The 5467-nt window shown below is 74.6% G+C and carries 1 protein-coding gene; it reads left to right on the top strand.

Annotated elements, in window-relative coordinates; translation table 11 throughout:
• Positions 1-5467 (top strand): type I polyketide synthase (locus FNH08_RS43615; RefSeq protein ID WP_152777050.1); only part of this gene is annotated, 5467 nt, incomplete at both ends.

Here is a 5467-nt window from a genome sequence, read left to right as displayed (position 1 = left end):
CACCGCCCCCGCGTGCTGCTCACCGGGACGGAGCCGGTCCCCTCCGACGCCCCCGACGGCACGGTCCTCCTGCGGAGCGCGGCCGAGTCCGGCGCGCCCGGTGAGGCGCCCCGGGACGACCTCGGGCTCGACGAACCGGCCTGGATGCTCTACACGTCCGGTACCACGCACCGCCCCAAGGGCGTGCTCTCGACCCAGCGCAGTGCCCTGTGGTCGGTGGCGGCCTGCTACGCCCCGATCTTCGGTCTCTCGCCCGGGGACCGCCTGCTCTGGCCCCTGCCGCTGTTCCACAGCTTCGGTCACTCCCTCGCGATCCTGGGCGTGACCGCCGTCGGCGCGAGCGCCAGGATCTCCGGCGAACTCCTCCCGCCCGGCGGGCTGTTGCGGGAGCTCCAGGCACCGCGCACGGCCCTCGGCGGCCCGTACACCGTCCTGGCCGGAGTGCCCGCGACGTACCACCAACTGGTGGCGTCGGCCGCCGATGCCCCGAAGCGGTCCTCGGGACCGGGGGGCCTGCGGACCTGTGTCGTGGCGGGCGCGCCGAGTTCCCCGGAACTGCGTCGGGCGGTCGAGGACGCGCTGGGGGCACCCCTCCTCGACGCGTACGGCAGCACCGAGACCTGCGGCATGATCGCGGTGAACCGGCCGGACGGCCCGAAGCTCGACGGTTCCTGCGGTCCGCCGGTGCCGGGCATGGACGTACGGGTCGTCGATCCGGGCTCCGGCAACGATGTCGCGGACGGCGGCGAGGGCGAGATCTGGGTGCGCGGGCCGAGCCTCATGTCCGGCTACCACAACCAGCCCGAGGCGACCAAGGCCGCGCTAAGGGACGGCTGGTACCGCACCGGCGACCTCGGCCGCCGCGTCGAGCACGGTCATCTCACCCTCACCGGACGGGTCAGCGAGCTGATCATCCGCGGCGGCGAGAACATCCATCCCACGGAGGTCGAACGGGCCCTGCTGGGCTGTCCCGGTGTGGCCGACGCGGTGGTGGTGGGCAGGCCGCACGAGGTGCTCGGCGAAGTGCCCGTGGCCTTCGTCGTACCGGGTCCGGACGGGGTCGACCCACAGCGCGTACTGGCCGCGTGCCGCTCGCGGTTGGCCGAGTACAAGCTGCCCGCCGAGATCCACGAGATCGCCGCCGTCCCGCGTACGGCGTCCGGCAAGATCGCCCGCCACGCGGTCGTGGACCCGGGACCGGCCCGGCCCATGTCGGCAACCGCGTGGCGGGCGACCGACGCGTCCCTGCTCCGACGGCTCCTGTCCCTGCCCGCGGACCCGGAGGGACGGGAGCGCGTGCTGTGCGAGGCGGTGCTCGCCGAGACCGCCGCGGTCCGTGGCCGTGACGACCACGGTCCGTACGACCCGGGCGACGCCGACAGCCCCTTCATCGATCTGGGGCTGACCTCCGCGGGCGCCGTCGCGCTGATCGACCGGCTCGCAGCGGTGACCGGGCTGCGGCTTCCGACGACGCTGGTCTTCGACCACCCCACACCGGCCGAGGTGGCCCGGTACCTGTGTACGGCCCTCTTCGCCCCGGTCACTGCCGACGGCGACGCGGTCCTTCCGGAGCCCGCAGCGGAGCCCGCGGGGCCGGGCGGGGGCACGGAGGACGGCGGCGACGATCCGATCGTGATCGTCGCCATGGGCTGCCGCTATCCCGGTGACGTCCACTCCCCCGAGGACCTGTGGCGGCTGGTGTCGGACGGCACGGACGCGACCTCGGAGTTCCCCACGGACCGGGGCTGGGACCTGGGCCCACTGTACGACCCCGACCCGGACCGGATCGGCACGTCGTACACCCGCAGGGGCGGGTTCCTGCACCGGGCCGCGGAGTTCGACGCGGGCCTGTTCGGGATTCCGCCGCGCGAGGCGCTGGCCATGGACCCGCAGCAGAGGCTGCTGCTGGAAACCTCGTGGGAGGTCTGGGAACGGGCCGGAATCGACCCGGCCGCGGTGCGCGAGAGCGACACGGGCGTGTTCGTCGGCGTGATGTACGGCGACTACTCGGCCCGCTTCGACCACCACGAACTGGAGGCCCATCTCGGCCTGGGATCGGCCGGCAGTGTGGCCTCGGGCCGGATCTCGTACGTGTACGGGCTGCGCGGTCCGTCGATCACGCTCGACACCGCGTGCTCGTCCTCGCTCGTGGCCCTGCACTGGGCGGCGAAGGCGCTGCGCTCGGGCGAGTGCTCCCTGGCCCTGGCCGGCGGTGTCACGGTGATGTCGAGCCCCAAGCCGTTCACCGCGTTCAGCCGTCAGCGCGGTCTCTCGCCGGAGGGCCGCTGCAAGTCGTTCTCGGCCACGGCGGACGGCACCGCCTGGGGTGAGGGAGCGGGGCTGGTGCTGCTGGAGCGGCTCTCCGACGCCCTGCGCCACGGGCACCCCGTCCTGGCCGTGCTGCGCGGTTCCGCCGTCAACTCCGACGGAGCGTCCAACGGGCTCACAGCACCCAACGGCCAGGCCCAACAGCGGCTGATCGTGCAGGCGTTGGCCGACGCCGGGCTCCGTGCGGACGACGTGGACGTGGTGGAGGCACACGGCACGGGCACCACCCTCGGCGATCCCATCGAGGCGCGGGCCCTGCTGGCCACCTACGGTCAGGGGCGGGCACCGGACCGGCCGCCGCTGTGGCTGGGCTCGGTCAAGTCCAACCTCGGGCACACCCAGTCCGCCGCGGGCGTCGCCGGCGTCATCAAGATGGTGCAGGCCATGCGGCACGGGGAGTTGCCCCGGACCCTGCACGCCGAGACCCCCACACCGCACGCGGACTGGGCCTCCGGCCGCGTGGAACTGCTGACCGAGGTCCAGCCGTGGCCGTCGGCGGACGACCGGCCGCGCAGGGCGGGGGTCTCGGCCTTCGGCATCGGCGGGACGAACGCGCACGTGATCCTGGAGGAGGCCCCGCAGTTGCCCGGGGCGGGGGCGGAGGCGGAGGTTCCCCAGGGCTCCGGGGAGGAAGCGGCACCCGTTCAAGCGGCGCCCGTGCCGTGGTTGCTCTCCGGGGCCGACGCGGGCGCCCTGCGTGCCCAGGCGCGCCGGCTGGCGGCCCATGTCGCCGCCCGCCCCGAACTGTCGTCCACCGACGTCGGTTTCTCCCTGGCCGTGTCGAGGCCGGCCCTGTCCCACAGGGCGATGGTGGCGACGGGCGACCGGACACGGATGCTGACCTCGCTGCAGGCGCTCGCCGAGGGCACGGATGGTGCAGGCGCCAAGGGCACGGGCAGCACGGGCTTCATGCGGGCCGTCGCGGATCCGGGCGGCGCGCGTACGGCCTTCCTGTTCACCGGCCAGGGAGCCCAACGCGCCCGTATGGGAGTGGAGTTGCGCGCCGCCTTCCCCGCCTTCGCCGCGGCCTTCGACGACGTGTGCCACGAGTTGGACGAGCGTCTCCAACGGGACCGTCTCGATCAGGACCGTCTCGAACGGCCGCTGAGCGCGGTGCTGTCCGCCGAGGAGGGCTCCCCGGATGCCGCCCTGCTCGACCGGACGGACTTCACCCAGGCCGGTCTGTTCGCCTTCGAGTTGGCGCTGTTCCGGCTGCTGGAGTCGTGGGGAGTGCGTGCCGACTTCGTGGCCGGACACTCCGTCGGGGAACTGGCCGCCGCGCATGTCGCCGGTGTACTGGACCTCGCGGACGCGGCGGCGCTCGTGGTGGCCCGTGGCCGGCTGATGCAGGCGCTGCCCGAGGGCGGGGCGATGGTGGCCCTGCACGCGACGGAGGACGAGGTCGTCGCCGAACTCGCCCACCTCGGAGGGCTGGTCGCGGTCGCCTCCGTGAACGGACCGCGCTCGGTGGTGATTTCCGGTGCGCGGGACGCCGTACTCACGGTCGCGGCGGGGTTCGAGGCGCGCGGCCGCAGGACCGTACGCCTGCGGGTCGGCCACGCCTTCCACTCACCGCTGGTGGAGCCGATGCTCGACGACTTCCGCCGGGTGGCCGAAGGGCTGGCCTACCGGCCGCCGCGGATCCCGGTGGTCTCCGCCGTGTCGGGCCGCCGGGCCGGTGCGGAGGAGCTGTGTTCCCCGGAGTACTGGGTACGGCACTGCCGTCTGCCGGTGCGGTTCGCCGACGCCGTGCGGTGGCTCGGGGACAACGGGGTCTCGGCGTTCCTCGAACTCGGCCCCGGTCCCGTGCTCACGGCGATGGCGGAGGACTGTCTGACGGGCGGGGACAACGGTGACGCGCTGTTCGCGGCCGCGACCCGTGCGGGCGAGGGCGAACCGGAGACCCTGCTGTCCTCCGTGGCCCGGCTGCACGTGCGAGGGGCGCGCGTCGACTGGCCGACCGTGTTCGCGGGCGGCGGAGGGCGCCGGGTGGACCTGCCCACGTACGCCTTCCAGCGCCAGCGGTACTGGCTGGACGGGCCGCGTACCCCGGGCCCCTCGACGGGCGCCCACGGTCACCCGCTGCTGGGCCCGGCGTTCGCGGTGCCGGACACCGGCCGCACGGTCCTCTCCGGTCTCCTCTCCCCCGCGGCCCAGCCGTGGCTCGCCGACCATGTGATCGCCGGGACGGTGCTCGTCCCCGCCACGGTGTTCGTGGAGACGGCCGTCCGGGCGGGCGACGAGGTCGGCTGCGGCGCGCTGGACGACCTCGTGGTGCTGGCCCCGCTCACGCTGCCCGCCACCGGAGGCGTGCTCCTCCAGGTCGTCGTGGAGGCGGCGGACGACTCCGGCCGGCGCCCCATCGACATCCACGCGCGGCCCGAGGGGTCCGTGGAGTCCGTAGAGTCCGTGGAGTCCCCCGCGGACGGCTCTGAGCCCGCCTGGACCCGGCATGCCACAGGTGTACTGGCCCGCGTGCCCGAGGACCCGGGATCGGCGCCCTCGGACACGGGACCGGCCGTGTGGCCGCCCCAGGGCGCCGTCGAGATCGACCTCACCGACGCGTACGACACCCTCGCGGAGGGCCCCTTCGTCTACGGGCCGGCCTTCCGGGGCGTACGGGCGGCATGGCGGCTGGGCGACGAACTGCTGGCGGACGTCCGGTTGCCGGAAGCGGAGTCGGTGGGCGCCGACCGCTTCGGTATCCATCCGGCCCTGCTGGACGCGGCCCTGCACGCCCCGCTGCTCGTCGCGTCCGCGTCCGGCCCCGCCGCCGAGCCCGAGCCCGAGGCGGTCCGGGTGCCGTTCGCGTGGAACGGCGTGCGCCTGTACGCGACGGGCGCGTCGGAGGTGCGGGTACGGGTGACCCCGACCGGAGGCGGCACGGTCTCGCTGACGCTCGCCGACCCCACCGGCCGCCCGGTGGCGCGGGTGGACGCCCTGACCACCCGGGAGCTTCCGGGCGGAACGGCGTACGACGTGGTGCGGCGCGCCCTGCTGCGCCCCGACTGGCGGGCCGTGGAGGTGTCCGACGTCAAGCGGCCTGCGGACAGCGGCCGTTGGGCCCTGTTCGGCCCGGACGACCTGAACCTCCTGGGGCTGCTTCCCGAGACGGTGGACCCCACCAACCCCACTGGCC

Source organism: Streptomyces spongiae, assembly GCF_009377185.1.
GTDB lineage: Bacteria > Actinomycetota > Actinomycetes > Streptomycetales > Streptomycetaceae > Streptomyces > Streptomyces spongiae.
The sequence above is the reverse complement of the archived record's forward strand: the minus strand, read 5'-3'. Positions and strand labels throughout refer to the sequence as shown.